The 25050-nt window shown below is 63.0% G+C and carries 23 protein-coding genes, 1 tRNA gene and 1 pseudogene; 8 read left to right on the forward strand and 17 right to left on the reverse strand.

Annotated features, from left to right (window positions below; translation table 11 throughout):
- The 9 genes and pseudogenes from Q2941_RS31755 to Q2941_RS31795 all read right to left on the reverse strand — a co-directional run.
- Nucleotides 1-430, reverse strand: a pseudogene (locus Q2941_RS31755) (IS5/IS1182 family transposase); the annotation flags it as partial.
- A gap of 10 nt (nt 431-440) precedes the next feature.
- The gene (locus Q2941_RS31760) at nt 441-677 is read right to left on the reverse strand and encodes a hypothetical protein (protein WP_458194869.1); all 237 of its coding nucleotides are present in this window, start codon (nt 675-677) and stop codon (nt 441-443) included.
- The gene (locus Q2941_RS31765; RefSeq protein ID WP_458194870.1) at nt 674-1486 is read right to left on the reverse strand and encodes a dsDNA nuclease domain-containing protein; all 813 of its coding nucleotides are present in this window, start codon (nt 1484-1486) and stop codon (nt 674-676) included. Before Q2941_RS31765 ends, Q2941_RS31760 begins: the two co-directional genes overlap by 4 nt.
- Nucleotides 1446-1790 carry a dsDNA nuclease domain-containing protein gene (locus Q2941_RS31770; RefSeq protein ID WP_458194871.1) on the reverse strand — a complete coding sequence of 115 codons (345 nt, stop codon included), beginning with the start codon at nt 1788-1790 and terminating at the stop codon, nt 1446-1448. Before Q2941_RS31770 ends, Q2941_RS31765 begins: the two co-directional genes overlap by 41 nt.
- Before the next feature lie 821 nt (nt 1791-2611).
- The gene (locus tag Q2941_RS31775; protein WP_458194889.1) at nt 2612-2794 is read right to left on the reverse strand and encodes a helix-turn-helix domain-containing protein; all 183 of its coding nucleotides are present in this window, start codon (nt 2792-2794) and stop codon (nt 2612-2614) included.
- 644 nt (nt 2795-3438) lie between these two features.
- Nucleotides 3439-3514: transfer RNA gene (locus Q2941_RS31780), tRNA-Lys, on the reverse strand.
- A gap of 163 nt (nt 3515-3677) precedes the next feature.
- Entirely contained in the window at nt 3678-4259 is a 582-nt protein-coding gene (locus Q2941_RS31785) for a Spy/CpxP family protein refolding chaperone (RefSeq protein WP_027524536.1), read from the reverse strand.
- 231 nt (nt 4260-4490) lie between these two features.
- Complete coding sequence (locus tag Q2941_RS31790) at nt 4491-5492, reverse strand: TRAP transporter substrate-binding protein (RefSeq protein ID WP_458194872.1); 1002 nt, start codon at nt 5490-5492, stop codon at nt 4491-4493.
- Between the two features lie 203 nt (nt 5493-5695).
- Nucleotides 5696-7258 (reverse strand): 2-isopropylmalate synthase, encoded by a 1563-nt coding sequence (locus tag Q2941_RS31795; RefSeq protein ID WP_027524534.1) that lies wholly within the window; start codon nt 7256-7258, stop codon nt 5696-5698.
- Between the two features lie 551 nt (nt 7259-7809).
- On the opposite strand from Q2941_RS31795, the gene Q2941_RS31800 reads away from it, so the two are divergent.
- Nucleotides 7810-8433 (forward strand): histidine phosphatase family protein, encoded by a 624-nt coding sequence (locus Q2941_RS31800; protein WP_027524533.1) that lies wholly within the window; start codon nt 7810-7812, stop codon nt 8431-8433.
- Nucleotides 8434-8439: 6 nt separating this feature from the next.
- On the opposite strand, the gene Q2941_RS31805 is transcribed toward Q2941_RS31800, so the two are convergent.
- Nucleotides 8440-9534 (reverse strand): hypothetical protein, encoded by a 1095-nt coding sequence (locus Q2941_RS31805; RefSeq protein ID WP_458194873.1) that lies wholly within the window; start codon nt 9532-9534, stop codon nt 8440-8442.
- Between Q2941_RS31805 and Q2941_RS31810 the strand changes: the two genes are divergently transcribed.
- A complete protein-coding gene (locus Q2941_RS31810) occupies nt 9533-9712 on the forward strand; it encodes a hypothetical protein (RefSeq protein ID WP_254111319.1) in 180 nt (59 codons plus the stop codon). The genes Q2941_RS31805 and Q2941_RS31810 overlap by 2 nt on opposite strands.
- Nucleotides 9713-9733: 21 nt before the next feature.
- A complete protein-coding gene (locus Q2941_RS31815; RefSeq protein ID WP_156944454.1) occupies nt 9734-9973 on the forward strand; it encodes a hypothetical protein in 240 nt (79 codons plus the stop codon).
- A gap of 29 nt (nt 9974-10002) precedes the next feature.
- Here the strand turns inward: Q2941_RS31815 and Q2941_RS31820 are convergent, their stop codons facing one another.
- The 7 genes from Q2941_RS31820 to Q2941_RS31850 form a co-directional block, all read right to left on the reverse strand.
- Complete coding sequence (locus Q2941_RS31820; protein ID WP_458194874.1) at nt 10003-11316, reverse strand: solute carrier family 23 protein; 1314 nt, start codon at nt 11314-11316, stop codon at nt 10003-10005.
- A 79-nt stretch (nt 11317-11395) separates the two neighbouring features.
- A complete protein-coding gene (locus Q2941_RS31825) occupies nt 11396-12244 on the reverse strand; it encodes an SDR family oxidoreductase (RefSeq protein WP_458194875.1) in 849 nt (282 codons plus the stop codon).
- Nucleotides 12245-12407: 163 nt separating this feature from the next.
- Entirely contained in the window at nt 12408-13355 is a 948-nt protein-coding gene (locus Q2941_RS31830) for an ABC transporter substrate-binding protein (protein WP_027524528.1), read from the reverse strand.
- A 98-nt stretch (nt 13356-13453) separates the two neighbouring features.
- Entirely contained in the window at nt 13454-14494 is a 1041-nt protein-coding gene (locus tag Q2941_RS31835; protein ID WP_458194876.1) for an ABC transporter permease subunit, read from the reverse strand.
- Entirely contained in the window at nt 14487-16010 is a 1524-nt protein-coding gene (locus tag Q2941_RS31840) for a sugar ABC transporter ATP-binding protein (protein WP_458194877.1), read from the reverse strand. The genes Q2941_RS31835 and Q2941_RS31840 overlap by 8 nt, the downstream gene beginning before the upstream one ends.
- Nucleotides 16011-16150: 140 nt before the next feature.
- Nucleotides 16151-17596 carry a xylulokinase gene (gene xylB, locus Q2941_RS31845; RefSeq protein ID WP_254111318.1) on the reverse strand — a complete coding sequence of 482 codons (1446 nt, stop codon included), beginning with the start codon at nt 17594-17596 and terminating at the stop codon, nt 16151-16153.
- Nucleotides 17597-17635: 39 nt separating this feature from the next.
- Complete coding sequence (locus Q2941_RS31850; RefSeq protein WP_051389844.1) at nt 17636-18349, reverse strand: GntR family transcriptional regulator; 714 nt, start codon at nt 18347-18349, stop codon at nt 17636-17638.
- A 172-nt stretch (nt 18350-18521) separates the two neighbouring features.
- Between Q2941_RS31850 and Q2941_RS31855 the strand changes: the two genes are divergently transcribed.
- The 5 genes from Q2941_RS31855 to Q2941_RS31875 all read left to right on the forward strand — a co-directional run bounded on the left by Q2941_RS31855 (nt 18522) and on the right by Q2941_RS31875 (nt 25022).
- The gene (locus Q2941_RS31855; RefSeq protein ID WP_458194878.1) at nt 18522-20153 is read left to right on the forward strand and encodes a sugar ABC transporter ATP-binding protein; all 1632 of its coding nucleotides are present in this window, start codon (nt 18522-18524) and stop codon (nt 20151-20153) included.
- Nucleotides 20153-21490, forward strand: a complete 1338-nt coding sequence (locus tag Q2941_RS31860; protein WP_027524523.1) for an ABC transporter permease — start codon at nt 20153-20155, stop codon at nt 21488-21490. Before Q2941_RS31855 ends, Q2941_RS31860 begins: the two co-directional genes overlap by 1 nt.
- Nucleotides 21477-22451: a substrate-binding domain-containing protein gene (locus Q2941_RS31865; protein WP_027524522.1), complete on the forward strand. Its 975-nt coding sequence runs from the start codon at nt 21477-21479 to the stop codon at nt 22449-22451. The genes Q2941_RS31860 and Q2941_RS31865 overlap by 14 nt, the downstream gene beginning before the upstream one ends.
- Nucleotides 22452-22596: 145 nt before the next feature.
- Nucleotides 22597-23052, forward strand: a complete 456-nt coding sequence (locus Q2941_RS31870; protein WP_458194879.1) for an RbsD/FucU family protein — start codon at nt 22597-22599, stop codon at nt 23050-23052.
- Nucleotides 23053-23363: 311 nt separating this feature from the next.
- Nucleotides 23364-25022, forward strand: coding sequence for a type 2 periplasmic-binding domain-containing protein (locus tag Q2941_RS31875; protein WP_027524520.1), 1659 nt, complete (start codon nt 23364-23366; stop codon nt 25020-25022).
- The last annotated feature ends 28 nt before the right edge of the window (nt 25023-25050 follow it).

Raw genomic sequence — 25050 nt, forward strand, 5'->3', positions numbered from 1 at the left:
CGGGACCGAGCGTGTGGCCGTCATAGGGATTGCCGTGCAGGGCCTTGGCATGGAGCACAAACTGCCCGCCTTTGGGCACGGTGGCAGGCGTGGCAATCGAGACTTTGCAACCAAACTCGTAAGGTGCCCGGGCCTTGCCTTTGCCGATGCACTCCACCTCGGGGGCGTGCAACGAGTAGACCTTGGGACCACGCTGACGCTGCTCTTGATGGCGAACCCGGTGGGCGAGATCGAGCAGCGGACCAAAGCGATCCTCAAGCGCAGGGTCGCCCTCGATCTTGCGTCTGATGTCACGGATGATGCGGCCAAGCCGGGTGCGCAGGAATTTGAGCTCTCGTCGGGCACGCTTGAACTGGTGGGCATGCGTGTACCGCCCCACCATGATGGCGGCGCGCTTGGCCACGCGCAGATAGCTCTGGCGCAGTTCGACACTCTCGTGGTTAAGGGACGTCATTCACCGTGAATTCAACGAGGAGGTTTGTTTTTAGCGCGTCCCAATTATCGTTGGTCTTGTAGGCATCGGCACCGAAGGCGGCATAGATCGATTTGATCAGGCAAGACTTCCCTGTGTCATTCTCGCCGAAGATTACGGTCCTTCGTTCGTTGAACTGAACGATCCTCGCCGCCTTCTCTAAATCGGAGGAGATGAGCAACCTTTGTAATTTCAAGCTTTTCATGATTGCGCTTCCGAAGGCTGCGGATCAATCGTTTGAACTTCTCCTGTCGTTTCATGGCTGAAAACCTCGTAAAGTATCATGACCTTCAATCGAGCATTGCTGAACGGTGATATGTTAGCCTGCGCGAGGTCTTTGACCTCAAGATAGATTTCGTCCACTAACTCGTCCAAAGCGTGAGAACCATCAGCACGTTTTTCCAGCTCGGATCGGATCTTGTCTCTGAGGACATTGATCGCCTCGTTGCCAGCATCCAAGGCGACAGCGCGGTACCGCTGCCACTCGCGAGTTAAATTGGCCAGCTCAATCGCGCCAAGGCTCAACTGCTGACTGATAATGGACCATTCAGGCAGCGCCTGTCGCGTGCGAACAAGATCGAGCCACCCCTCCACCTGCGACCGCGTGATCGATTTTTTTTGGATCAGGTCGGAAAAGCTGGAGATTGTCCCCGTGTACTTGGAGCGTGTCCTACATTCTTCGACGATTGTCTTATAAAGAGTGTCGGGATTGAATTCGACCGAGCCGATCTGTTGCAGGATGAACTCGTTGAGCTTTCCTTTTATGTGCGCCGAACTGTCGTGCAGGCTCAAATCTGCTTGAACGTAATGCATGAGGCTCACCGCCGCCTTGCTGACTCCGGGGTGTTCCTGCGCCAGCTTGCCCATGAATTTTTTGAGAGTATTGGCGTCGCAGGTGACGAGCTGGCACGCACCCGATGCAGACGGCAGAAATGCGCACGGCACATTGGAGACGAAATTCAGTTGCACGGTCTCACCAGGAAACATGACATAGTTGGAAAAAAGCTTCCCCATGAAGGAAGCTTTCCGCCAGCGGCGTCGTCCTTCTTTGCTTTGCGCCGGTAGAGATCGGTAAGCGTCCAGTGCCCTTGTCTTTGGTCTTGACCTGATAAAAGCGAGCGCGCGACGGCGACTGCTCGCTGTCTAGCAGTACAATGTCATCATGGAACTCAAAGGCGATGGCATAGTCGTCGGACGATCCATGATGCGCAAAGATCAGCGCTAGGCCCCAGAGGGCCTGATAGTCGAAACGCTCGTAGCCGGTTTCGCCGGACTTTTCTCTTTGTGGCTCAGAAATCAGCCGTTCGGCAAATGACACTAAGTACCCCCCGCGCCCGCCTCATACTCTAGCGAGCTTGGGCGACCTTACAACCAGCAGCGTTTATCGCGGAATTAGACCTTGCGGGGACGCAGACTGCTTAGTGCCTGCGCTGGCCACGTAACGGGCCGAATCGATCCAAGGGCTCAAATAGCTCCAGACCGATTCGCTGGGTACTAAAATTTGGGAGAAAATTCGGTTCTCCGGGCCTGTCGGGCTCCTAATTGATCAGCGGCGCAGTCTCTCTGGCGGGCAAAACGTGGGGAAACGGCCGAGTTTTCGGGCTGTCTCCGCGGTGAAGTACGAAATAACTTCGGCTGGCTGGCGGAGAGAGAAGGATTCGAACCTAGGGTACGGCTTGCAAAGCCACTGCCAAAAGGAGCCTTGGAGAATCTAGGCTCTGTTCGGCCTGGCACCGCCCCTCTCCTGGCTGCTGAAGAATCTTCGAAAGCAAACCATCCGCGAAATATGCGGCATTTTTGGCGAGAATTGCGTCGCTGGAGCCACTGACGACAGGCATCCGGACTACGTGGCGGAGAGGGAGGGATTCGAACCCCCGAAAGGAACGTCTGTGTTGGTACCGCTGTTGCTATCCAGGCAGACACGATCCAACATAATCAAATGATTTCAGATTCTTAGCCTCTTAATTTGACGCCGGCCAGGAAAGTCACGGCTTCAAGAGAATTCCAGCAGCCGGTTGCGTCAAATGATGCAGGGTGGGCGGACGAGTTCGACCGGCTGAGGGAGCCTGTCGTGTCACCAAAATGAGCGCGTGAGAAAAAGCGCGTTCAAGGTGGGTTGCTCCATAAGTCGCACGTCCATTAGTTCGACATGTTGGTGTCGAGGAGGGCCAGAAGTGAGCGCACCACTACTAGTCGCCGACGTCCGATCGTTGTCGTGGCGATACTCCGAGCTGCTATCAACTCGTAAAGCTTTGTGCGTCCCAAGCCGGTCACTTCGCATGCATCGTCAATTGTGCAGGTGAGCCGTTGGGCGAATGGCATCGTGCTCGGCTCTGCGGCTTTCGGATCGGATAGACTGACTTGTGAAGGTTGTCCGCCAGTTTTCTCTCGTCGATCGTATCTCACGTGCTGCCCTCCTATTCGCACAAAGCTCGACAGGACAAGAGTTGATTGTGCGACGAGCAACGTCAATGCGAACGTCGGAGGGCGCTCGCGTACGGCAGCGCACGACAGCGGCGGTTTGAATATTTCCGGACACCACGGGCGACGAGGTAATTTTTTTGCGAATGCGCCAGCCACAGTGAGGCGTCGCGCCGAGGCTGGTCTGCCAATATCGGGAGCAAATTCCGCAAGCGTTCGCCGCTGTTCATCAGCGTCTTATTCAACCATTATTCAACGAACGCGGCTGGTGGCTACCTAAGGGCCTGAGTTTGCTGGCGCTCCCTAGGGAATCGAACCCCTGTTTCAGCCTTGAGAGGGCCGAAATCTGATCTGTTGGACGATCGTCGAAAAGCGAGTTGGACGAGGGAAGAAGCCTCACCTCGACCTCGCGGCCGCCCGTGTGCTTCTAGCCCGATCACATTGTAGAGAGCAGAGCCTTAGGTCGGGTCACAAAAACGCCGTTTGAAAAACCGTTTTAGTTCGGCTCTCTCAAACGGTTTCTCTCGCTAAGATCTTGATTTATATGGTGGGCGCACCAGGGCTCGAACCTGGGACCCGCTGATTAAGAGTCAGCTGCTCTACCAACTGAGCTATGCGCCCGAAAGGCGGCTAACGCCTTGCGAGGCCGGTCGTTTAGCAAAGCGATCCGGGGAAGGCAAGCGATGTGGACGAGGTTTTCCAAGTCTTCATGGCCGGGTCCCAAAAAGAGAAAAGCCGCCGGATTCCAGCGGCTTCGCTCGCTATGCCCGGAGAATTGCGGGCCTTACAGGCGCCCGCCGTCCCGGTCCGGCCCGCCATCCCGGTCGCCGCCGTGGAAGTGGTCCATGCCGCGGTCCATCATGCGGTCCATGCGGTGCTCCATGAAGCGGTGGCGCCAGCCCTCCTCACCGCCGAACGGGCCCTGGTGACGGGTCAGGACGGCCAGGCGCCGCTTCTGGCCCTCATCCAGGGTCTTGTAGAGGGGATCGGCGGCATCGGCGATCTTCTTCAGCGCCGCGGACGTGGCGCCCATGTCGTCAGCGCGCTGGCGCAGGCGGGCGACCGGATCATCCGGCTTGTCGGCATCGCCGGGGCCAGCATTCATCCGCGCATTGGCGCGATCGATCCGCAGCTTGGCAAAATCGCGCACAGCGGCCTCGACCGGCGGCCACAGCTTCTCCTGGTCGGCATTCAGCTTCAACCCGGCATGCACGGCCGCGATCCGCGCGTCGACCAAGGCGGCGCGGTCTTCCGGATTCATGCGCATGTGGCGCATGTGATCGGAGAAGCGGTGATATTGCGCGTAGACGGCGCCGGAGCCGGCGATGCTGAGCGCGGCGATAGCGGCGATGGCGAACTTTCTCATACGAACCTCCTCTTCCAAGGTTCCCCGAAGATGGGCGCCATTTGCACCGTGTTCAACTTACAACTTCGATAGAGACGCCAGTCTTACCAAGATGTAATCCGGAGACACATCCAAACACCTCTTCCGTCGTCTCCGTTGTCGCAGTTTGAAATCATTCGCAACAATGACCGCTAAAACGAATGAAGGGCTTCCGCAGTCCACACGGAAGCCCTTCTGCGATCGCCAGCAATCTCAGTTCGTCGCGCTCTTCGCTTCCTTCTGGAATTCGTCGATCAACGGCTGGCCGACGCGGCTCGCGGCATCCTTGTAGACCGGCTCCATCGCCTTGCGCATTGCCTCGTCCTGCTCGGACGTCAGCGAGATGATCTCGCTCTTGCCACTCTTCTTGATCTCGGCGAGCGCGTCGTCGTTCTCCTTCTGCGACTGCGCGTTGTTGAAGTCGGTCGCTTCCTTCATGGCCTTCGCAAGCTGGTCTCGGATGTCGGCCGGCAGATCGTCCCAGAACTTCTTGTTCACGATCACGACGTAGCCGATGTAGCCGTGATTGGTCTGGGTGATGTACTTCTGCACCTCGTGCATTTTCTGGGTGTAGATGTTGGACCAGGTGTTCTCCTGCCCGTCGACGACGCCGGTCTGGAGCGCCTGATAGACCTCGGAGAACGCCATCACCTGCGGCAGCGACCCCAGCGCCTTGAACTGCGCCTGGAGCACGCGCGAGGACTGGATACGGAATTTCACACCCTGATAGTCGGCCGGAGTGATGAGCTTCTTGTTGGCGCTCATCTGCTTGAAGCCATTGTCCCAATAGGCAAGGCCGGTGATGCCCTTGGAGTCCAGCAGCTTGAGCAGCTTTGCCCCTAGCGGTCCCTCCGTCACCTTCCGCAGCGTCTTCAGGTCGGGAAGGATGTAAGGCAGATCGAACACCTCGAACTCGCGGATGCCGAGCGGACCGAACTTGGAGTTGGACGGCGCCAGCATCTGCACGCTGCCGAGCTGGAGCGCCTCGAGCTCTTCCTTGTCCTTGTAGAGCGTCGAGTTCGGATAGACCTCGACCTTGACTTTGCCGCCGGTGTACTTCTCGGCAAGCTCCTTGAACTTCTCGGCCGCCTTGCCCTTCGGCGTATCGGTCGCAACCACGTGGCTGAACTTGATGACGATTGGGTCGGCTGCTGCCGGACCGCCAAGCCCCAGAACCAAAGCCGCGACGGATGCCGCGATCGCGAAGGTGCGCATGATCTCTCCCTTGTTATTGTTTGGGCCGCCCGGCGCGCGGGCGGCCTTCCTCGAGCCGGCTGCATCAATACAGGCCGGCGCGCCGCGCTGCCATTGGTCGTTAGCAGGGCTGCTATCTCTTATCACGGCCATTCCAGGGCGATGCGACGGGACCGCGCGAGCGCGGCCCGGAGCATCGAACCCGGAATGACAAGCTTCGCTTGTCAGCTCGCCGCCGCCGTCGTCACCGTATCGCGCTGGCGCTTCATGACGATCTTGTTGAGCGCGCCGAGATAGGCCTTGGCGGAGGCCACCAGCGTGTCCGGATCAGCCGCGCGCGCCGTCATCGAACGGCCGTCATGGGACAGACGGACCGACACCTCGGCCTGCGCGTCGGTGCCTTCGGTGACCGCGTGGACCTGGTACAGCTCGAGCTTGGCCTCGTGCGGCACCAGCGCCTTGATGCAGTTGAAGACGGCATCGACCGGACCGTTGCCCTCGGCTTCCTCAATCCTGGTCTGGCCGTCGACATCGAGCTTCATGGTCGCACGCTGCGGACCATGCGTGCCGGCGATCACGGTCAACGAGGTCAGCTTGATGCGGTCGTGCGAGGCCGCCATTTCCTCGTCGACCAGCGCCTCGATGTCCTCGTCGTAGATGTCCTTCTTGCGGTCGGCCAGCGCCTTCATCCGCGCGAATGCATCCTCCAGCTGGTTCGGGCCGAGCTTGTAGCCCATCTCCTCCAGCTTGTGCACGAAGGCGTGGCGGCCGGAATGCTTGCCCAGCACCAGCGAGGACTGCTTCAGGCCGACCATCTCCGGCCGCATGATCTCGTAGGTCGAGGCGTCCTTCAGCACGCCGTCCTGGTGGATGCCGCTCTCATGCGCGAAGGCGTTCCGGCCGACGATCGCCTTGTTGTACTGCACCGGGAACGAGGTCGCCGCAGACACCACCTTTGAAGCGCGGGTGAGCTGCGTGGTGTCGATCTTGTTCCAGTACGGGAATTTGTCGTTGCGCACGTTGATCGCCATCACGATCTCTTCGAGCGCGGCATTGCCCGCCCGCTCTCCGATGCCATTGATCGTGCACTCGACCTGGCGCGCGCCGCCGACGATGCCGGCCAGCGAATTCGCAACGGCCATGCCGAGGTCGTTATGGCAATGCACAGAGAACACCGCCTTGTCCGAGTTCGGCACGCGCTCGATGAGCGTCTTCATGAAGTGAGTGTACTCGTCGGGCGTAGTGTAGCCGACGGTGTCGGGGATGTTCACCGTGGTTGCGCCAGCCTTGATGACGGCCTCGACGATGCGGCAGAGAAAGTCCATCTCGCTGCGGGTGCCGTCCTCAGCCGACCATTCGACGTCGTCGATCAGATTGCGGGCACGCGCGACCATGGCAACCGAGGTCTCGATCACCTGCTCCGGGGTCTTGTTCAACTTCACCCGCATGTGCAGCGGCGAGGTCGCGATCACGGTGTGGACGCGGCCGCGCTTGGCGAACTTGACCGCCTCGGCGCAACGGTCGATGTCAGCCGGATGCGCGCGCGACAGGCCGGCGATCACCGAATTCTTGGAGCGGCGGGCGATCTCGCTGACCGCCTGGAAGTCGCCTTCGGAGGTGATGGGGAAGCCGGCTTCGATCACGTCGACGCCCATATCGTCGAGCAGTTCGGCAACCTCGAGCTTCTCCTCGAACGTCATGGTCGCGCCTGGGCACTGCTCGCCGTCGCGCAGGGTGGTGTCGAAAATGATGACGCGGTCCTTCTCGGACTTGTTCACGGGGGCCATTTTGAAATTTCCTTTAAGCTGGTGCGCCCTTCGGTTGGCTCGAGCGCTTGAGGTGTCCGGTGATCTCGTACAACCCCTGAGTGCCCAGGCGCAGTCGCCCAGCCGGCCCTCAGGGGCAGATAAGAAGGAGCTCGCCAAGAAGGAGGGTGGGCAGGATCGCGGGCCGGGACGCGGCGGTGCAGACGGCCAGAGCCGCCTCCCCCGAAATCCCGTCGTTTTGGCCGCGAATCAGCATTGCCAGACCCTTTGAGCCACAAAATCCTCGGCCAAAACCGTTGACGGTTCGTTGCCGGGAGGCTCGGTGAGGCGTTTCTAGACGAGAAATGGCTGAAACTGCAACGCCAAAAGATGGTCAGGGTAACTGACCTGATTTAAGGCTCGCATCAGCGGGTACAGCCCGGCCTTCCCCGGCGCCTCCTCCATGAGACGCAAAGCGCCCGTCACGAAAACCTCATGAAGACGGCAAAGCCTGCGTCGCGCATTTGCGCTATGTCGGGTGCGGCATGGCCGAGCCGCGCCAGGCGTGCGACCGGCCGATGGGAGGCGACATCATGCTTGGCATCCGTATTGCCCTTGCGTGGCTCATCTTGTGGCTTGGTCTCGCCGCCAATCCGGTGACGGCAGCGCAGCCCGAATGGCTGGAGGGGGTCCGTCAGGGCGGCTACGTCATCGTATTCCGCCACGGTCCGACCTATGCGAACCAGGCCGACACCGATCCGCTCAACATGAAAAACGTCGCGGCCCAGCGGCAGCTCACCGAGGAAGGGCGTGGGCAGGCCACGGCGGTCGGAGCTGCGATGCACAGGCTCGGCATTCCCGTCAGCACGGTCATCACCAGCACGTTCCAGCGCGCGGTCGACACCGGCACGCTGCTTGGCTTCGGCACTGTCACGGCATCCGCAGACGTCACCGAGGGCGGTCTCGTGGTGTCGCCCGATGAGAACAACCGCCGCGCCCAGGCGCTGCGCAAGCTCGCGGCCACGCCGCCGCCCGCGGGCGGCAATCTCGTCATCATCTCGCATAAGCCGAACCTCATGGACGCCTTCGGCAAGGACTGGTTCGACGTGCGCGAGGGCGAGGCTTCGGTGTTCAAGCCCGATGGCGCCGGCGGATCGAAGCTGATCGTTCGCATCGGTGCAGGCGAATGGAGCAAGCTGGCGGATGCGATGAGGTGAATGCCCTCACCGCGTCCGCACGCGTTCAAACTCAGCCTGCGCCCGCGTGAATTTCTGATTGAACAGCCACATTGCGTCGAGGATTTCGCGGAAACTCGCCGACGTTCTTGCCCGGTCGGTGCGTCCGTAAGCAAAGATGCTGTTGTTGCGCAGATATTTCATCACGGTCGGGTCGGAGACCCTGCTCTGAAGTAAATTACCCGACTTCAGCGCGGCTCGCGTCGCGGTCGGGATGATCTGGATCAGTTCGAAGAATTTCATCTGGTCGATCGGGTCCGGCAGCGTCCTGGCGATATCGGGGATCTGCGCGAACAGATCGGCGTGCGCGTTCATGAGGCCGTCACGCACTGCGGTCCAGTGGTTGAGCCGATGGTCGAGGCTGCCGATACGGGCCTCCTCCCTGTCGTCACGCGCGATCAGCTTCGGATCGAGGGCGGCGATGGACGGCTTGATCGCTTGCCATCGCTTGCGGCCATTGCGGTCTTCGGACGGGCCGGTCTGAAAGCTGCCGATATAGGTGTTGGAACGCCCGTTTCCGACATTCTGCTTGCCGTTGGTTTCCGCAAAGAACAGCCCCAGGCTGATGCGGCCAGCCGCATCCGCGCCCTTCGCATCCAACCCCTTTGCGCGTGCGATCGCGGTGCCGAGATCGACGACGTCCTTGAACGGAGTCACTGAGGCCTGCGCGTTCGGAGGCGGCGCCTCCATGACGTCGAAGAGCGCGCGGTACTCGTCGATCAGCGGTTCGATGTCGGCGTCGAAATAGGCCGGCGGAACCTCGTACTTGTTGGGTCGTCCGAGCCGCGACGGAAGCGCATCCGTGAGATCCTTGTAGGTGCTCATGACATCGACGCGCGCAAGGTAGAGGGCTTGCCCCGGCAGGTTCGGAAGCGGCTCGTGCGCGTCGATCTGGCGGCGTCGTTGGCTGAGGATCGCCTTGAAGTCACTCAAGGCCCGATTGTAGGCCTCGAGCGCCGTGGATTGCTTCGCGGTAAGCGCCGCCGGCTGGGCGCGCGCCGATGAGCCGACATTCACTGCCCCACTCAAGGCGGTTGCAACGGCAAGCGTCACGCTTGCGATGATATGGAGTCTCGCTCCCATGTCCGTCTTCGAGCTCATGCGTTCGGCCGGCTGCCTCAATCGTAGTCATTGGGAACAAGGCCTGGCGGCGCCACCTCACGACAAGTGTCAGATGTTTGCAACACTGCAAACCTATTTGATCGGCGCCACAATCGCGCCGCAGGAATTTCCAAATCGAAAACGCAAGGTGCGCCGGTGAATGCAACATCAGGGGACACTGATGCAAAAACTGCGGGCGATCGACGGCGATGCGGAGCGGGTCGGCTTCACCTTCTCATTTCAGATAGCGGATGGCGGCAAACGGCGGGCCTGCTGTGTCAGGGTCGACGCCCCGAACTTCCACGACGCATCGGCGCTGTTCCGCGAGCGGTGGCCCGCCATCGAATCGGTGGCGCGCGATAGCGTCAGGGCCGCAGACGGCGGCGACGGCGTGATCGCGCTCGAGCTGCCGACGGCCTGATGGAATCGGCGCATCTCGGCTTCCGCTGATCAGTTACCCGCTTCCTTCGTGGCCAAAATCTGATAGAGGATGATCGCGCCGAACGTCGCGGTGCCGATGCCGCCGATCGTGAAAGCGCCGAACTTCAGTGTGAGATCGCCGGCGCCGGCTGTGAGCGCAACCGCGACCGTGATCAGGTTGCGCGGGCTGGAGAAGTCGACCTTGTTCTCGACCCAAATTCGCCCGGCCATCGCCGCGATCAGGCCGAACAGCACGATCGACAGGCCGCCGATCACGGGACCCGGGATCGACAGGATCAGCGCACCGAATTTGGGCGAGAAGCCGAGCAGGATCGACACCACGGATGTCACCGCGAACAGCAGCGTCGAATAGACCTTCGTCGCCGCCATGACGCCGATGTTCTCCGCATAGGTGGTGACGCCGGTGCCGCCGCCGCAGGCCGAGACGATCGTTGCAAGGCTGTCGCCGAGGAACGCGCGGCCGAGATAGCCGTCCAGACTTCGCCCAGTCATCACGCCGATGGCTTTGATGTGGCCGAGATTCTCGGCAACAAGAATGATCGCGACCGGCGCGATCAGGAAGATCGCGTCGGCATGGAAGGTCGGCGTGGTGAATTTTGGCAGCCCGATCCATGGCGCGGCCGAAAGCTGGGTGAAATCGATCGGCTTGCCCAGACCGAAGCCATTGGCGAGCAGGAGATAAAGGAGATAGCCGCCGATGGCGCCGACGATGATCGGCAGCCGGCGCCACAATCCCGGAGCCGCCACCGCGGTCAGGCCGATGATCAGAACGGTCAACAGTCCGACCCAGGTGTCGAATGCGCTCGCGCTCACGGCCTTCACGGCCACCGGCGCGAGATTGAGGCCGATCGCGGCAACGACGGCACCGGTGACGACCGGCGGCATCAACCGCTCGACCCAGCCGACGCCGGCCCACATCACGATCAGCGCGATGATGCCGTAGAGCACGCCGGCGCCGACGATGCCGCCGAGCGCGACCTCGATATTGGGATTCGGCCCCTGCCCGGAATAGCCGGTCGCCGCAATGACGACGGCGATGAAGGCGAAGCTGGAGCCGAGATAGCTCGGCACGCGTCCGGCAACGACCGTAAAGAAGATCAGCGTGCCGACGCCGGAAAAGAACAGCGCGAGATTGGGATCGAACCCCATCAGCAGCGGCGCGATGATGGTTGCCCCCGACATCGCGACGCCATGCTGGAGGCTGGCAATGATGGTCTGGCCCCACGGCAGCCGCTCCTCGGGCAGGATGACGCCCGAGGTCTTCAGCTTCCAGCGTGGAAAATAGCCCCTTCCTTGCTCATCGGAGCCCATGGTCGCTGACATGTTCCCCCTCCCGTTTGCCGCTTGTCACGTGCGCGCGCGCGTTTCGCATTGAGGCGGAGTGTAGCAGACGTCGGAAGCTCTAGCTCGCCCAGTTGTCGCGGAATTCGCCGAACAGCGTGATGCCGCCGCAGGCGTAGATGGTCTGGCCGGTGATATAGCTCGACTCGTCGGAGGCGAGAAAGGCGAACACCGCGGCGATCTCTTCGACCGTTCCGACACGCCCGAGCGGAATGTGATCCTCTACCGCGGCGCGCTTTTTTGCGTCGCCGGTCCAGGCCGCGTTGATCGGCGTGTCGATCGCGCCCGGCCCTACCGCGTTGACGCGAATGCCGCGGCCGGCGAATTCGAGCGCCAGCGTGCGCGTCAGGTTCGCCATGCCGCCCTTGCTGATCGAATAAGCGAGATAGCCCGGCTTCGGTACAATCTGGTGCACGCTCGAGCAATTGACGATGGTGCCACCGCCGCCGCGCGCGAGGAAATGCGCCAGCGCCTTCTGCGCGCAGAGCACCGCGCCGTTGAGATTGACGTCGATGATGCGCCGATAGGCCTCGATATCGAGTGCTTCGCTCGGCGATTCCTTCTGGAAGCCGGCATTGTTGACGAGGCAATCGAGCCGCGGCCAGCGCGACAGCAGCGTGTCGAACATCCGCGCGATGTCCGCCTCGACGGCGACATTGGCCTGAACGACGACATGATCCCGCTCGCCATGGCCGCGCTCGCGCGAGGCCGCCTGCGCCTGCGCAAGCGTGTTCTCCGCATCCGCACGGTGCTCCAGATAGTTGATGGCGACGGTTGCCCCTTCCTGCGCGAAACGGACGGCGATCGCGCGCCCGATGCCTTGCGACGCTCCGGTCACGAGCGCGTATCTCCCGACGAGGCGGGATGCGAAGTGAGGCGAACGATCAGTTTGAGTCTCAGTTTGAGTCATGGGCGGCGCATCCAGAAAAGTTCACCGAGCGGCGCAAGGCCGTCGATCACAAACGCCGACCGTCATGCAGCGTTCCAGCGCCGCCTGCAAGAGGCGGCGCTGGAGACATTGGTTGTTGTTGAGCATGATCTTCCGGATCATGCTCAGGTGGCGGCCGCCACCGCTACTGTGTGCGATCCGACGTCCAGCCCTTGTAGTCGGCGACGTTGTCGCGCGTCACGAGCTTCGACGGCAGCAGCTCGACGGTCGAGGCGGGCTTCTGCCCGCCCAGGATGCCGACGCCGACCTGCACGGCGCGGCGCGCCATGAAGAACGGATCCTGCGAGGCCGAGGCCTGAATCTGCGGCGACTGCGGGTCTTTCAGCGCGGCCTCGATGTCGGGGGCGCCGTCGACGGCGGTGATGACGATGCCGGAGCGGCTCTGCTGGCGCGCGGCCAGATCAGTGCCGATCGCCTGCGGATCGTTGATGGCGAAGATGGCATCGATCTTCGGGAAGCGGGTCAGGTAGCCCTGCGCCACCGTGAGGCCACCTTCGCGCGAGCCCTTGCCGTCCTGGTCGCTGGACAGGACCTTGATACCGGGGTTCTTGCCGAACACGCTCTTGCAGCCGTTCACGCGATCGATCACCGCGGAGACCTGCGGGCCGTTCTCGATGATCACCTCGCCTTTGCCGCCGAGCTTGTCGACGATGTACTGGCAGGAGATCTCGCCGGCCTGGACGTTGTTCGTGGTCACCGTGGCATCGGCGCCCTCGGCGGCGGTGTCGACCGCGACGACGATGATGCCCGCGGCCTGCGCCTTCTTGATCGCAGGGCCGATAGCCTTGGGATCGCCGGGATTCAGGAGGATCAGGTCGACGCCGGCGGCGATGAAGTTGTCGATCTGGGTCACCTGCTTGCCGAGATCGTATTCGAAGCCGACGGTCGTGACCTTCACGTTGGGATTGGTTTTCTTGGCCTCGAACTCGGCGCCCTTCGACAGTGCGACGAAGAACGGGTTGCCGAGTGAACCGAGCGAGACGCCGATGGATTTGAGCTCCTTCGCCTGCAGCGGCGCGGAGCTCAGGGCAAGCGCCACGGCGGCGCTGGTAAGCGAGATCGTCTTCAACATTGGCTTCCTCCCTGGTCTGACTTGATGTCCCGCGCGGCTGACCAGTTGCCGCAACGGAGTGCCACAGCGCGAGTGGCTGTACCTTCGCGCACCGATCGTCAGGTGCGCGCCGAGCCTTGCAGGCGGTAACGATCGAGCGCGACCGCGCCGATGATCACCAGCCCCTTGATGACGTATTGCCAGATGTCGGATACGCCGACCAGGATCAGGCCGTTCGACAGCACAGCGATGATCAGCGCGCCGACCAGTGTTCCCCAGATCGAGCCAATACCGCCGACGAAGGACGTGCCGCCGAGGATCACAGCGGTGATCGCATCGAGCTCGTAGCTTTGTCCGAGCTGCAATCCGTTTGCCGCGTAGAGTCGCGCCGCCTGCATCGCGCCGCCGAGGCCTGCAAACAGTCCTGACACGCCATAGACGAAGATCAGCACCGCCCAGACCTTGATGCCGGCGAGCCGCGCTGCGCTTTCATTGCCGCCGACTGCGTAGATGTGCACGCCGAGCACGGTCCGGCGCAGCACCAGCCAGGAAACGAGGATCACGAGCAGCGCGATCACCGACAGCCAGGGAATCGAGATCACGCCGGGAATGAGGGTGAGCGAGCCGTTGCCGATGAAGGCATAGGGAATGGAAGGGTTGAACACGGTGGTGTCGGCGCCGAGCAGGCGCGCCAGGCCGCGCACGGCGGTGAGCGAGCCGAGCGTGACGATGAAGGGCGGCAGCCGCAGCAGCGCGATCAGCGCGCCATTGACGACACCGAAACCGAGGCCGGTGAGGACGGCAGCCGGCAGCCACAGCGCCCCGAGCTCGGGCAGCTTTGACAGCGTCAATCCGGCCATCGCGGACGCCGCCAGGATCGAGCCGACCGACAGGTCGATGCCGCCGGTGAGGATGACGAAGGTCATGCCCGCCGCGAGCACGGTGTTGACAGCAGCCTGCTGCAGAACGATGCCGAGATTCTGGCCGGTGAAGAAACGGCCGTCCGACAGGTAATGAAAGCCGGCGCACAGGAGCAGCAGCACCGGCAGCATGCCGGCCGCCTGGATCAGGAGCCTGACCCGCTGGCGTTTCATCTCCTGGGCAGCGGCAAGCCCGTTTGCCGTGGCCGCCTTTGCTGGTGAAGATCCCTGATCAGGCATCGAGGTGCTCCATCCCCGTGGCAAGTGCCATGATATCCTCCTCGGTCAGCTGCTGTGTCGCGGTTCGCCTGATCTCGCCCTCGACGTGCCCCAGGCGCATCACGATGACGCGGTCGCAGATGCCGATAATCTCGGGCAGATCGGACGAGATGATGAGGATCGCCGTGCCAGCCTTGGCGAGATTGTCGATGATCGAATAGATTTCGGACTTGGCCCCGACGTCGACGCCGCGCGTCGGCTCGTCAAGGATCAGGACTTTCGGTCCGATTGCAAGCAGCCGCGAGAGCAGCACCTTCTGCTGGTTACCGCCGGACAGTCCGCCTGCGGGGACGCCGGCGTTGGCGGCACGGATGCTTAACCCTGCGAAAGCCCTGTCGGCGCGCTCACGCGCCTTGTCGCGATCGAGGAACCAGCCGAGCTTCGCATCGCGCCCAAGCACGGCAAGGTTGATGTTATCCTGGCACGACATGTCCAGGAACAGGCCGAGCGCCTTGCGGTCCTCGGTGAGATAGGCGATGCCGACCTCGAGCGCCTCGCCGGGCGTGCGGATGTCGATTGGGCGGCCTTCGAGCTCGACACGGCCGGAAATCTTCGGCGCGGCGCCGATGATCAGATGTGCAAGTTCGGTGCGGCCTGCGCCGATCAGGCCGGCCAGTCCCACGACCTCGCCCGCATGCACGGTCAGCGAGCAGCCCTTTACGCGCTGCCCGTCGGACATATCGGTTGCGGTGAGCACCGGATGCCCCTTTCCAGCCTCGGGATCGTGGTCCTTCTTGTAGAACGACGAGACGTCGCGCCCGACCATCATGCGGACGATGCTGTCGGCGCGGATGTCGGACTTGTCGAGCGAGCCGACCAGGCGTCCATCACGCAGCACCGTGACGCGATCGCCGAGCGCGTAAACCTCGTCCATACGATGCGAGATATAGATGATGGCAAGCCCTTCGGCGCGCAGTTGCCGGACCAGTGCGAACAGCCGCTCGCTCTCGCCAGCCGACAGCGCGGTGGTCGGCTCATCCATGATCAGGATTTTGGAACGCGCGTGCAGCGCACGGGCGATCTCGACCAGCTGGCGCTGGCCCATGGAAAGATGTGCCACCAGCGTCGACGGAGTGAAGTCGGCGCCCAGCCGCTCCAGGATCGGGCCGACACCGACGCGCATGTCGCCGCGCGCGAGGAATCCCGAACGCGAGACCTCGCGGCCGAGATAAATATTCTCCGCGACGCTCAAGTTGGGGGCTAAAGACAGTTCCTGATAGATGATCGAGATGCCGGCGGCGCGGCCGCCGAGCGGACCTTCGATCCGTACCGGCTTGCCCTCGATGCGGATTTCGCCGCCGGGATCGGGCCGGTAGGCACCCGATAAAATTTTCATCAGGGTCGACTTGCCGGCGCCGTTCTCGCCCATCAGCGCGTGGACCTCGCCGGCATAGACGGTGAGGTCAACGGCGCGCAGCGCCTTGATGCCGAAGAAGGATTTGGAGACCCCGCGCATCTCGAGGATCGGATCGTTCATCGTGCCTCCCGGCGCACAATGCGTTTCCCACCCGCGTCTCTTTCGTTGTCAGCGCGGTTCGACCATTAAACAAAAGGCGGCGGCGCAGGGCAATACCGAACCGACAATATCGAAGAGCTGCACATGCGGAACGCACGACGCTAATGGCGCGGCCGGTACAGTTCGCGCCATGCGGGCAGGCGTTCGGCGTAGGCATGGGCGAGCGCCCGCTCGGGTTCAAAAGTCTCGACGCGCTGCGGCGGCGTACAGACGGCCGCGACCGCCTCGCCGGTGACAGCAAGGCGCCCCAATCTCGCCGCACCGAACGCGGCGCCGGTCTCGCCTGCTGCAAAGCGGTGGATCGGCATGTTCAGCACGTTCGCCAGCACCGCGAGCCAGAAGGTGGACCGCGACCCGCCGCCGATCGCATCGGCCTCCGCGACGGCAAGGCCGGCGGCCGCGAGTGCGTCGCGGCAATCGGCCAGCGCAAACGCGACGCCTTCGAGCACGGCCTGCACGATCGCCTTGCGATCGGTGCCGTGGCTCAGACCATCGAGCATGCCGCGCACATTCGGGTCGTCATGCGGCGTCCGCTCACCGGCAAGATAAGGCAGGAAGCTGACAGGCGAAGGCGCTTGCGGGCGCGCACCGAGCGGCGCCAGCAATTCGGCTTCCGGGGCGCCAAGCAGCCGCGCGAACCAGGCGAGGCAGGACGCGGCCGACAGGATCGCGCCGGCTTGAATCCACATTGCCGGGATCGCATGTGCGAAGGTGTGCACGACGCGATCCGGGTTCGCGGCAATCCTGTCCGTGGGCGTCAACAGCGCGCCTGATGTCCCCAGCGAGATGAACGCGGTTCCCGGGCGGATCGCTCCGATGCCGACGGCACCGGCCGGGTTGTCGCCGGCGCCACCTGCAATCATCGGCCGTTTCACCATGCCCCAGCGCTCGCCGAGTTCGCGCGTCAGCCGCGCCGACGGCGCACAGCCTTCGACCAGCCGCGGCATGTGCGCGCGCGTCAGACCGGTCGCGGCAAGGCCCTCATCCGACCAGTCGCGCCGCGCGACGTCGAGCCATAGCGATCCCGAGGCGTCTGAGACATCCTCGATCGCCTCGCCCGTCAGGATCAGCCGCAAATAGGCCTTCGGTAGCAGCACGAGTTTGGTCGCGGCAAAGATCTCGGGCTCGTGCGCCGCGATCCACAAAAGCTTCGGCGCAGTGAAGCCGGGCATCGCCTTGTTGCCGGTCGTGGTGCGCAAGGCCGGCCAGCGCTCTTCGAGCAGGCGGCACTCGGCCGCAGAGCGGCCATCATTCCAGAGAATGCAGGGGTGGAGCGGCTTGAGCTCAGCGTCCAGCAGCGTCGCGCCGTGCATCTGGCCGGACAGTCCGATGCCCTCGACCCCGGCCAGCTCGCGCGGATGATCCGCTTTCAGCTCGTCCAGGGTTGTAAATGCCGCCTCGATCCATTGCCGCGGATCCTGCTCGGAAAAACCGGGACGTGGCGAGGCAGTCGCAAGCGACCTGCTCGCGCTCGCGATCACGTGCTGGGTGTCGTCGACGAGGACGGTCTTGACCGCGGAGGTGCCGAGATCGATGCCGAGATACATGATGCTTTCGCCTGAAGCGATGACGGCCGATGAAGGCCTCTACTCGTCGAAGAAGCCGGGGTGCTTGGCGACAAAGGACTGCAACTCGCGCGAGACGCGGTCAAGATGATCTGCCATTACGCGCCTGGCCTGGTCCGGCTTACGGGTGGCAATCGCGTGATAGATGGCTTCGTGCTCGCGGAACGTGCCCTCGGGCCGCCCAGGTTCGGGCAACAGGGTCCGCCGCACCCGCTCGAGATGAGTGCGGATCGGATCAAGCACCTCGCCGACGCGCGCAAGGTTGAGGGTTTCCGTCATCTGGCGGTGAAACCTGGTATCGAGCTCATGGAAGCCTTCAAGATCTCCACTGGCGATGGCGGCTTTTTGATAGGCGAGATTCTGACCAAGCACCGCGATCGCCTCGCCCGACATGTCGGCGGCACAGACCCCGACGACTTCCACCTCCAACGCGCGTCGCATCAGCATCCATTGCCGCACATCCTCGAGGTGAATCCGCGCGACATAGGAGCCGCGCTGCGGCTCGACCACGACGAGACCTTCAAAGGCGAGCCGGTTGATTGCGGTGGTGATCGAGAGCCGCGACACCTCGAAGGTGGCGCACCACTCGGTCTTGTCGATCGGCGTTTCCGGCGCGAGCTGTCCCGACACGATGGCTCGTTTCAGTGCGAGATAGGCCTGGTCGACTTTCGACCCGCCTGCCCTGCGCCCTCGCGCTGCAACGGTTCCGCCCCTGAACCCGCCGATTGAATGCATCCTGTGAATCCCCCGGCTGATTTTCACTTTTTCGGTTGGCGAAGTCCAATTGCGCGGACGAAGGCTTGACGAAGCGCATCTGATATAACTAGCATATCAGCAAAATAACAAGCATCACCCTGCGGCTCGATGTCCGTCAGAGACTGAAGAGCCGGGGCTGGGAGGAGCAGCAATGGAAGCACGCGTCGGTGCTCTCGGAGCGCAGGATGAATCACGCGCGTCCTCCCGCGTGATCGAGCTTGGCGCCCGTGCAAGTGCGCCGAGCGGTCACGTCGCTCTCTCCGCCGAACAGGTCTCAAAATCCTTCGCCGGCGTAAAGGCTCTCCACAACGTCGACTTCGATCTATGCCCCGGCGAAGTGCACGCACTGATGGGCGAGAACGGCGCCGGCAAGAGCACCTTGATGAAGATCCTCGCCGGCGTGCACACGAGCTATGACGGTGTCATTCAGGTCGAAGGCCAGGCGGTGTTGTTCGCCGGCGTGCGCGCCGCCGAGGAAGCCGGCGTCGCGATCATCCACCAGGAGCTCAATCTCGTTCCCGAGCTGAGCGTGGCCGACAACATCTTTCTTGGTCGCGAGCCGCTGATCGCGGGCCTGCTGATCGATCGTCGCCGCATGGTCAAGGCGGCCGGGCGCCTGCTGGCGCGGCTGGGCGTGAGGCTCGACGCGGAGAGTCGCGTTGCCGACTTGCGCGTCGGCGAGCAGCAGCTGGTGGAAATTGCCAAGGCGCTGTCGCTCGATGCCCGTATCCTCATCATGGACGAGCCCACCTCGGCGCTGTCGTCGTCGGAATGCGAAACGCTGTTCAAGATCGTGCGACAGCTCGCAGCCGAAGGCGTCGCGATCGTCTACACCTCGCACCGCATCGAGGAGGTGCTCGAACTCGCCGACCGCGTCACCGTGCTGCGCGACGGCAGACGGGTGGTTACGGCGCCGATCGGCGAATTGTCACGCGGCGCGATCATCGCGGCGATGGTCGGCCGCGACATGGCCGCAAGCGACCGCGGTGCGGCAGCGGCGGATGGCACGGTCATCCTGTCCGTTAAAGACCTGACGCTCGACACGCTCAGTCCGCACGGATGGCGCCGGATGCTGCACGGCGTCAGCTTCGAGCTCAGGCGCGGAGAGATTTTGGGTATCGGCGGCCTGCTCGGCTCCGGGCGGACCGAGATCCTGGAATCGATCTTCGGCGTCGCCCGTGGCTGGCGCGGCGGCACCATTGCGATCGACGGTGAGATAGCCGACATCAACGCGCCGGCCGATGCCTATCGCCTTGGCCTCGCGCTCGTCAGCGAAGACCGCAAGGAGCGCGGCCTGCATCTCGCCGCCTCGATCTGCGACAACATCGCGCTGCCGTCCATCGGGGCGCTCTCGCAATTCGGCCTGCGCGCTTTCGCGCGCGAGCGTGCATTGGCCCGCGAGATGGTCGGTCGGCTCTCGGTCCGCTGCACCGGCATCGGACAAGCGGCCGCAGCGCTGTCGGGCGGCAACCAGCAGAAGGTCGTGATCGGCAAGTGGCTTGCCACCAAGCCGCGCATTCTCCTGCTCGACGAGCCGACCCGCGGCATCGACATCGGCGCCAAGCAGGAGATCTATCGCCTGATCTTCGATCTCGCCGCAAAGGGTCTCGGCATCATCGTGGTGACGTCGGAAATGCCGGAGCTCCTGCTGCTGTCCGATCGGATTCTCGTGATGTGCGAGGGACGGCAGACCGGCCTCTTGACGCGCGAGAGCGCAACGCAGGAGGCGGTGATGCGTCTTGCCGCACCCGGCATGGCGACGTGGTCGCAGGAAGAAGCATGATGAAGGCACTTAGACTCCTCTCGCAAACCAAACTCTATTGGGGATTGCTGCTGATCTGCCTGATCGGCGCCCTCACCTCACCGCACACTTCGTCCGGCAACAACATCTTCCTGTCCTACGGCAACCTGACCGACGTGCTTCGTCAGGTCTCGATCACGGGGCTGGTCGCGACCGGCATGACCATGGTCATCCTGCTTGGCGGCATCGACCTGTCGGTCGGCTCCGTCATGGGCTTCTCGACCGTGATCTGCGCGATGCTGCTCACCAAGCCCGGCTGGACGGCTGCCTCGGCGCTGGGCGTGCCGGCGGCGGTGCTGGTCTGTGGTGTGGCCGCGGCGCTGGCCGCACGCTTCATCTTCGCAGGGCTTGCGCGCGGCCGCGATGTCGGCGCCGGGCGGCGCCGTGACATCGCGCTGTCGCGCTGGCGCAGCGTCGGCATTCCCGCGCTGCTCGGCTTCATAGTCGCCATTGCAATTGGGTGGTGGACGGCGAGCCAGGTGCCGGTCAAGTTCGGCGTGCTCGGCGTGCTTCTGGTAGCGCCCTGCCTCGCGCTTCTGCTCGGGGCCATCAACGGGCTCCTGATCGTCACCGGCCGGATGCAGCCCTTCATCGTGACGCTCGCGATGATGGTCAGCGCACTGGGCATCGCGCGGTTGACGGCCGGGTCGGACAACGCCGTTGTGCCGGTCTATACCGGCACCAATGCCACCGAGGCCTTCGAGCTGCTGCGCTCCATGCTCTGGGGCGTGCTGCCGGTGCCGAGCGTCTTCTTCCTGGCGGCGATCGTCCTGTTCGGCGCGATCCTGCGTTTCACGACGTTCGGCCGCTATGCTTATGCGATCGGCGGCAACGTCGAGGCTGCCAAGCTCTCGGGCATCAAGGTCGCCCAGGTCCAGCTCACGGCTTATCTTCTGTCCGGACTTTTGGCGGGGATCGCCGGCGTGCTGTTCGTCGCACAATATCGGCAAGGCAAGCCCGATGCCGGCGCCGGCCTCGAGCTCGATGCGATCGCGGCGGTGGTGATCGGTGGCACCAGCCTGATGGGCGGGCGCGGCGGCCTCGCCGGCACCTTCGTCGGCGTCCTGATCTTCGGGCTGCTGTCGGACATTCTTCAGCTTCAGAACATCGACTCCAACGTCCAGCTCCTGATGAAGGGCCTGATCATCGTCTGCACCGTGCTGGTGCAGGAGCAGAATCTCGGTCAGCTCATCTCGCGATGGCGGTTCAACCGGTCGCGGGAAGCCAACGCCGATCCGAAAACAGCCGAAGCCTACCGGCTGCCAAACGCCGCCAAGGCGCAATCAAAACAAAGGGAGGACCTCGATGAAGCGTCGTGATTTCTTGAAACTGTCGACCACCGTGGCCGGCGCGGCCATGACCGTGTATCTGCCGGCCGGCTGGAGCCCGGCCAAGGCCGCAGGCAAGTGGAAGGTCGGCTTCAGCCAGTGCACCACGCTCGAGCCGTGGCGCGTGCAGTTCAACAAGGACATCCAGGCCGAAGCGAAGAACCAGCCGGACGTCGACCTCGTCATCACCGACGGCCAGGACAAGACCGAGAAGCAGGTCGCCGACTGCGAAAACCTCATCGTGCAGCAGGTCAACGTGCTCCTGATCTCGCCCAAGGAGTCGGCGGGACTGACCGGCGTCGTCGAGAAGGCGATCGACGCCAAGATTCCGGTGATCGTGCTCGACCGCAACGTCGACACCAAGCGCATCACCCAGTTCATCGGCGGCGATAATGTCGCGATCGGCAAGGCGGCCGGCGAGCATGCGGTCAAGCTGCTCGGCGGTCCCGGCAAGGCGGCTGGCAACGTCGTCGAAATCTGGGGCGGCATGGGCACCCAGCCGGCGCATGACCGGCACGACGGCTTCCATGCCCACACCGACAAGGAGCCGGGCATCAAGTACCTGCTCAACAACCAGTCGGGCGACTGGAAGCAGGACAAGGCCTACAACATCATGACGACCGCCCTGCGCAATAACGAAAAGATCGACCTGGTCTATGGCCACAACGATCCGATGGCCTATGGCGCCTATCTCGCCGCGAAGGACGCCGGCCGCGACAAGGACATCAAGTTCATCATAGGCATCGACGGGCTGCCTGACGAAGGCGTCACCTGGGTCTCCAAGGGTCAGCTCACGGCGACGTTCCTCTATGCGACGCCCGGTGCCGAGGGTCTGCGGCAGGCGGTCAAGCTGCTCAAGGGCGAGAAGCTGCAACCGGTCATCACGTTGCCGACCATGCTGATCACCAAGGAGAATGCTCCGGAGATCCTGAAGAAAAACGGGCTGCTCTGACCGGCGGGCCTTAAGCGAACCAACCGAGGCCGGTTCAAGCCGAATTGAACCGGACTGCGGACTTTGACGTCGATATGGACGGCGGCGCCGTGACGTTGGATAGTCGTCAGCCTAAGAAACTGATCCGCGTCCCGGGAGGCGTTGCATGCTGAAATCGATCGACCCGCTTCTGAATGCCGATGTTCTTTACGCGCTGAGGTCCATGGGGCACGGCGACGACCTCGTGCTCTGCGATACCAATTTTCCGGCCGATGCCGTGGCGCGCCAGACCGTGCTGGGCAAGCTCATTCGCATCGACAATGTCACCGCTGCCCGCGCCGCGCGCGCGATCCTGTCGGTGCTGCCACTCGACAGCTTTGTCGACAGACCGGCCTCGCGCATGGAAATCGTCGGCCAGCCCAACGAGATCCCGCCTGTGCAACGCGAGGTGCAGGCGGAAATCGACGCGGCGGAGGGGCGATCCTGCCCAATGGGCTCGGTCGAGCGCTTCGCCTTCTATGAGCTTGCGAAGAAATCCTATTGCGTGATCCAGACCGGGGAGCTGCGCTTCTATGGCTGCTTCATCTTCAAGAAAGGCGTCATCCCGCCCGATGCCGCGTGAGGTGAACAGCTCAAGCCGTCCGACCGCGGCGACGGCTGCGCGGCACGTTCGGCATGAATATGACATAGAGATGATGTCGCGCGCGAACATCCATCTTGCAGCGCGGCATCGCGAAAATTCTCTTCGCCTTATCTGATCGGCGGCAGGCGGCTTCAACTCCGCGTGCTTTCGTTGACATTGATGGGCGCCGTTGCATACTCGAAAGCGGCCTTTGTCACCCATCACGACGACACCGAAGTGCACGAGCGTCTCGTTGTGCTCCGGCTACTCAGACTTCACATCAAGAAAGTCAACAACGGGAGGGTATCGCGATGAAACAGCAAGATTATGATTGGCTTTCCGCACTCCGTCCGAACCGGCGTACGGTGCTGAAGGGTGCGGCAAGCGCCGCGGCGTTGGGCACGAGCGGAGCACTTGGCACGTTCTCGGAGATTGCGCTCGCACAAAACAATCTTCGCGCGCAGATTGGGCAAATTCCAGGCGTGGGCAAGGGCTCGCCGACCGACGCCGACTGGCAGAAGGTCGGCGAGCTCTGCCTCGGCCCGACCAAGGCGAGCATCAAGGAAGGCGAGTTCAAGGGTGTCGAGCTCTCCTTCATGGGACTGAATAATCAGAACCTGCACAACCTCCTGTTCCGCGGCTTCCTCAAGCCGTGGGAGGCCTATACCGGCGCAAAAATCTCCTGGATCGATCTCGCCCAGGCCGACTACAACCCGCGGCTCCAGCAGGCGATCGCGACCGGCACGGTCGATTTCGACATCCTGGAGATGGGCGCGCCGTTCGAAGGCGACGTCTGCGGCAAGGGCCTGGCGTCGGAGATGCCGGACTGGGTCAAGAAGCAGATCGATATCGACGACTATGTCGACTATTTGAAGCCGCCGGTCGGCACCTGGAACGGCAAGACCTATCGCGTCACGATCGACGGCGATTGCCACAACTTCAACTACCGCACCGACGTGTTCTCGGATCCGGCGCTCGCCAAGGCTTGGAAGGATGCCGGCAACACCGGCGAATGGGGCGTGCCAAAGACCTGGCAGCAGGTCCAGGCGGTGACGAAATTCCTCAAGGGAAAGAAGTTCAAGAACCAGAACGTCTACGGCTATCTCGATGCGCCTAAGCCCTGGGGCGGGTTCGGCTTCTATTTCCTTGGCAGCCGCGCCTCGGCCTACGCAAAACATCCCGACGATAAGGCCTGGCTGTTCGACATCGACACGATGAAGCCGCGCATCAACAACCCGGCCTGGGTGCGCGCCATCCAGGACGTGATCGATGCGCTACCGTCCGAGCCGGCCGATCAGCTCAACGCCGATCCCAACACCACGGGCTTCCAGCAGTTCCTGGCTGGCATCGGCTCGATGATCCCGTGGTGGGGCGACATCGGCCAGGTGGCAAAGGCGAGCGACACCTCAGTCATCGGCGACGTCGTCGGCTTCGACATCCTGCCGGGCTCGGACGACGTCTATAATTCCAAAACCGGGCAATGGGACAAGTTGCCGAGCGGTCCGAGCCATGCGCCGAACTGCGCCTATCTCGGCTGGGGCATCTATGTGATGGCCCGCGTCAATGGCGACGAGAAGAAGCACAAGGCCGCCTGGAGCGCGGCCGCGCATCTCGGCGGCAAGGACCTCTCATTCTGGATGGTGCTGTACCCGTCGGGCTTCCAGGCTCACCGCACCAGCCACTTCCAGTATGATGAGTGGGTCGCAGCGGGTTATGACAAGAAGTACATCACCTCCTACCTGAACTCGCAGCTCGCCTCCTATAACCACCCCAACCGGGCTGTCGAGCCGCGCATCCCCGGCATCTTCCAGTACTACAGCATCGCGGAGGACGAGCTGACGAAGATTTTCGCCGGCAAGGTCGACGCGCAAACCGGGGCGAACAACATCGCCGCCGCCTGGGAGAAGCTGACCGACCAGATCGGCCGCGAACGGCAGATCGGGCTCTATAAGGCCTCGCTCGGCGTGTAGCGCGCTTACGCGAGATCATCTACCCTCG

The organism is Bradyrhizobium sp. UFLA05-153, from assembly GCF_054185185.1.